This window comes from Maritimibacter harenae, from assembly GCF_009882975.1.
GTDB lineage: Bacteria > Pseudomonadota > Alphaproteobacteria > Rhodobacterales > Rhodobacteraceae > Maritimibacter > Maritimibacter harenae.
Genome location: NZ_WTUX01000064.1, coordinates 1 through 5,545, shown reverse-complemented (window position 1 = coordinate 5,545; position 5,545 = coordinate 1). Strand labels below are relative to the sequence as shown.

Below are 5,545 nucleotides of genomic sequence, written 5' to 3'. Positions count from 1 at the left end.
GCTTCGGAGGGAAGGACGGCGGAAAGATTTGAGGTAAGACTGGGCGGGCGCGCCGAAGAAGTTAGGGCGCATCCGGTTATGTTTTGTCTCTACGCTCTTTGAAATCGATGGTATCTGAAGAGATATGTGGGCGGTTTGGTTCATTCGATGGACAAACACCTGCATGTCAAACTACCTAGCGAGGGCTTCGGCCTGAGCGATGATGGATAGTCAGCTTCACTGTTTGTCGGTCTTTGTTACTTCGGTAACTGACTGCAAACAGAGACGGTTCCAACCTTAGCCGGTTGGAATTGATGTGCAGAGGTTCGAACGTCAAGGATAACCGGGTAACCGGTTTTCAACTTGAGAGTTTGATCCTGGCTCAGAACGAACGCTGGCGGCAGGCCTAACACATGCAAGTCGAGCGAGACCTTCGGGTCTAGCGGCGGACGGGTTAGTAACGCGTGGGAACGTGCCCTTCACTACGGAATAGTCCCGGGAAACTGGGTTTAATACCGTATACGCCCTTCGGGGGAAAGAATTTCGGTGAAGGATCGGCCCGCGTTAGATTAGATAGTTGGTGGGGTAACGGCCTACCAAGTCGACGATCTATAGCTGGTTTGAGAGGATGATCAGCAACACTGGGACTGAGACACGGCCCAGACTCCTACGGGAGGCAGCAGTGGGGAATCTTGGACAATGGGCGCAAGCCTGATCCAGCCATGCCGCGTGAGTGATGAAGGCCTTAGGGTCGTAAAGCTCTTTCGCCAGGGATGATAATGACAGTACCTGGTAAAGAAACCCCGGCTAACTCCGTGCCAGCAGCCGCGGTAATACGGAGGGGGTTAGCGTTGTTCGGAATTACTGGGCGTAAAGCGCACGTAGGCGGATTAGTCAGTCAGAGGTGAAATCCCAGGGCTCAACCCTGGAACTGCCTTTGATACTGCTAGTCTTGAGTTCGAGAGAGGTGAGTGGAATTCCGAGTGTAGAGGTGAAATTCGTAGATATTCGGAGGAACACCAGTGGCGAAGGCGGCTCACTGGCTCGATACTGACGCTGAGGTGCGAAAGTGTGGGGAGCAAACAGGATTAGATACCCTGGTAGTCCACACCGTAAACGATGAATGCCAGTCGTCGGGTAGCATGCTATTCGGTGACACACCTAACGGATTAAGCATTCCGCCTGGGGAGTACGGTCGCAAGATTAAAACTCAAAGGAATTGACGGGGGCCCGCACAAGCGGTGGAGCATGTGGTTTAATTCGAAGCAACGCGCAGAACCTTACCAACCCTTGACATCCTGATCGCGGTTTTCCGAGAGGAATTCCTTCAGTTCGGCTGGATCAGTGACAGGTGCTGCATGGCTGTCGTCAGCTCGTGTCGTGAGATGTTCGGTTAAGTCCGGCAACGAGCGCAACCCACGCCTTTAGTTGCCAGCAGTTCGGCTGGGCACTCTAAAGGAACTGCCCGTGATAAGCGGGAGGAAGGTGTGGATGACGTCAAGTCCTCATGGCCCTTACGGGTTGGGCTACACACGTGCTACAATGGTAGTGACAATGGGTTAATCCCAAAAAGCTATCTCAGTTCGGATTGTCGTCTGCAACTCGACGGCATGAAGTCGGAATCGCTAGTAATCGCGTAACAGCATGACGCGGTGAATACGTTCCCGGGCCTTGTACACACCGCCCGTCACACCATGGGAGTTGGGTCTACCCGACGGCCGTGCGCTAACCTTTCGAGGGGGCAGCGGACCACGGTAGGCTCAGCGACTGGGGTGAAGTCGTAACAAGGTAGCCGTAGGGGAACCTGCGGCTGGATCACCTCCTTTCTAAGGATGTTCCGGATAGAAGGTCATCTCTGATGACCAACTCGACGAACACTTAGCAACGCGATGTCCTTTGCATCGCATACATCACGGGCCAGGCCGTCCTCATATCTCTTCAGTCCAAAGTTTCACAGGCCTACCGGTCTGTCTGGGTCGGTAGCTCAGGTGGTTAGAGCGCACGCCTGATAAGCGTGAGGTCGGAGGTTCAAGTCCTCCTCGACCCACCAACGTCCTGTTTGCTTGCAAACATGGCGGGCGAGAGGTGGATGCACGGCATCTGCCGGAAGCCATTTCAGGGGCGTTAGCTCAGCTGGGAGAGCACCTGCTTTGCAAGCAGGGGGTCATCGGTTCGATCCCGATACGCTCCACCAACGCCGATTTGATCGCCAAGCACCCCGGTGCTTCGCCGTCCAATCGGACGCACATTGACATCGTTTAGAGAGATACATCAGTTTCATGCTGGTCCTGGCAGTGCGCCAGGATCCGTGGCCCTGGTCTTCGGACCAACCGCGAAAGCATGAAATTCCAAGTCAAGTACACTAACCAATGCGATCCGCAAGGATTGCATATGTTCCTGCTGACCGACATCAGCAGGAGCGGGAAAGTATGCTTTTGGTTCAGAAGCAAAGCACCGGGTCGAACCAGCCCCGGGGCGCGAAGGGCGCGAGCCTTTCTTCTTCTGGATCAAATCAAGCGCGAGAAGGGCGTTTGGTGGATGCCTTGGCAGTAAGAGGCGATGAAGGACGTGATACTCTGCGATAAGCCGTGAGGAGCTGAGAATAAGCTTTGATCCACGGATTTCCGAATGGGGCAACCCACCTGACAGTTTCGTATTATTTCCATCGGAAATTAATACGTCACTGAAACAGGTATTTTTAACCTGAATACATAGGGTTAAAAAAGCAAACCCGGAGAACTGAAACATCTAAGTACCCGGAGGAAAGGAAATCAACAGATACTCCCCTAGTAGCGGCGAGCGAACGGGGACCAGCCGAGCCATGAATGTGACTGGAACACGTTGGAAAGCGTGACCATAGCGGGTGACAGTCCCGTACAGGAAGCATGATTGGACGTATTAAGTAGGTCGGGACACGTGAAATCCCGTCTGAACATCGGGGGACCACCCTCGAAGGCTAAGTACTCCTTACTGACCGATAGCGAACCAGTACCGTGAGGGAAAGGTGAAAAGCACCCCGACGAGGGGAGTGAAACAGTACCTGAAACCGAACGCCTACAAGCAGTCGGAGGGACCTCGAGTCCTGACGGCGTACCTTTTGTATAATGGGTCATCGACTTGGTCTCACGAGCAAGCTTAAGCCGATAGGTGTAGGCGCAGCGAAAGCGAGTCTTAATAGGGCGTTGAGTTCGTGGGATCAGACCCGAAACCGAGTGATCTAGGCATGACCAGGATGAAGGCAAGGTAACACTTGCTGGAGGTCCGAACCCACACCTGTTGAAAAAGGTCGGGATGAGTTGTGCCTAGGGGTGAAAGGCCAATCAAACTCGGAGATAGCTGGTTCTCCGCGAAATCTATTTAGGTAGAGCGTCATCCGAATACCCCGGGGGGTAGAGCACTGGATGGGTAATGGGGCCCCACAGGCTTACTGATCCTAACCAAACTCCGAATACCCGGGAGTACTAGATGGCAGACACACGGCGGGTGCTAACGTCCGTCGTGGAGAGGGAAACAACCCTGACCTCCAGCTAAGGCCCCCAATTCATGGCTAAGTGGGAAAGCAGGTGGGACGACCAAAACAACCAGGAGGTTGGCTTAGAAGCAGCCATCCTTTAAAGATAGCGTAACAGCTCACTGGTCTAATCAAGTTGTCCTGCGGCGAAGATGTAACGGGGCTCAAGCCATGAGCCGAAGCTGAGGATGCACGTAAGTGCGTGGTAGCGGAGCGTAGTGTGACATAACTCCATTCCTCCTTAGCACCTTCGGGTGCGTTGGAGGATCGGAGTTTTCTGTGAAGCCGGGGCGTGAGCCATCCGGTGGAGAGATCACTAGCGAGAATGATGACATGAGTAGCGACAAACAGGGTGAGAGACCCTGTCGCCGAAAGTCCAAGGGTTCCTGCTTAAAGCTAATCTGAGCAGGGTAAGCCGACCCCTAAGGCGAGGCCGAAAGGCGTAGTCGATGGGAACCAGGTTAATATTCCTGGGCCATGTGGTGGTGACGGATCATGAGGGTTGTCAGTCCTTATCGGATTGAACTGGCAGCTGATTGGTTCCTGGAAATAGCCCCACTATAAGATCGTACCCTAAACCGACACAGGTGGACTGGTAGAGAATACCAAGGCGCTTGAGAGAACGATGTTGAAGGAACTCGGCAAAATACCTCCGTAAGTTCGCGAGAAGGAGGCCCAGTTTCTAGGCAACTAGTGGCTGGGGGCACAAACCAGGGGGTGGCGACTGTTTACTAAAAACACAGGGCTCTGCGAAGTCGCAAGACGACGTATAGGGTCTGACGCCTGCCCGGTGCCTGAAGGTTAAATGGAGGAGTGCAAGCTCCGAAATGAAGCCCAGGTAAACGGCGGCCGTAACTATAACGGTCCTAAGGTAGCGAAATTCCTTGTCGGGTAAGTTCCGACCTGCACGAATGGCGTAACGACTTCCCCGCTGTCTCCAACATCGACTCAGCGAAATTGAATTGCCTGTCAAGATGCAGGCTTCCCGCGGTTAGACGGAAAGACCCCGTGCACCTTTACTACAGCTTCGCACTGGCATCAGGCACAACATGTGCAGGATAGGTGGTGGGCTTCGAAGCAGGGACGCCAGTCCCTGTGGAGCCTCCCTTGAGATACCACCCTTGTTCTGCTTGATGTCTAACCGCGGTCCGTCATCCGGATCCGGGACCCTGCGTGGTGGGTAGTTTGACTGGGGCGGTCGCCTCCCAAATAGTAACGGAGGCGCGCGAAGGTTGGCTCAGAGCGGTCGGAAATCGCTCGTTGAGTGCAATGGCAGAAGCCAGCCTGACTGCGAGACTGACAAGTCGAGCAGAGTCGAAAGACGGCCATAGTGATCCGGTGGTCCCGAGTGGAAGGGCCATCGCTCAACGGATAAAAGGTACGCCGGGGATAACAGGCTGATGGTGCCCAAGAGTCCATATCGACGGCACCGTTTGGCACCTCGATGTCGGCTCATCTCATCCTGGGGCTGGAGCAGGTCCCAAGGGTACGGCTGTTCGCCGTTTAAAGAGGTACGTGAGCTGGGTTTAGAACGTCGTGAGACAGTTCGGTCCCTATCTGCCGTGGGTGTAGGATACTTGAGAGGAGTTGCCCCTAGTACGAGAGGACCGGGGTGAACGATCCACTGGTGGACCTGTTGTGGCGCCAGCCGCAGTGCAGGGTAGCTATGATCGGAAAGGATAACCGCTGAAGGCATCTAAGCGGGAAGCCCCCCTCAAAACAAGGTATCCCTGAGGGCCGTGGAAGACTACCACGTCGATAGGCCGGAGATGTAAGCGCAGCAATGCGTTCAGTTGACCGGTACTAATTGCCCGATAGGCTTGATTTGATCCAGTAGAAGCGAGGCTCGCTTCGAAAGAACAATCAAAAGCATACAGCTTGACTTGGAAATACGTGTCTTTTTCTCGGTTTGGTGGTCATAGCACGAGCAAAACACCCGGCTCCATCCCGAACCCGGCCGTTAAGTGCCGTAGCGCCGATGGTACTGCGTCCTAAGACGTGGGAGAGTAGGTCACCGCCAAACCTAGTAAAAGACACACGTAACTCTCTAAACGA

General features: G+C 54.3%; 2 tRNA genes and 3 rRNA genes. All 5 read left to right on the top strand.

What is annotated here, in order from left to right:
- The first annotated feature begins 338 nt into the window (after positions 1 to 338).
- Positions 339 to 1,805, top strand: a 16S ribosomal RNA gene (locus GQE99_RS20425).
- 147 nt (positions 1,806 to 1,952) lie between these two features.
- Positions 1,953 to 2,029 (top strand) — tRNA-Ile (locus GQE99_RS20420).
- Between the two features lie 68 nt (positions 2,030 to 2,097).
- Positions 2,098 to 2,173, top strand: a tRNA-Ala gene (locus tag GQE99_RS20415).
- 316 nt (positions 2,174 to 2,489) lie between these two features.
- A 23S ribosomal RNA gene (locus GQE99_RS20410) occupies positions 2,490 to 5,318 on the top strand.
- 80 nt (positions 5,319 to 5,398) lie between these two features.
- A 5S ribosomal RNA gene (gene rrf, locus GQE99_RS20405) occupies positions 5,399 to 5,513 on the top strand.
- The 16S, 23S and 5S rRNA genes sit together here with 2 tRNA genes alongside, the layout of an rRNA operon.
- Positions 5,514 to 5,545 lie beyond the last annotated feature (32 nt).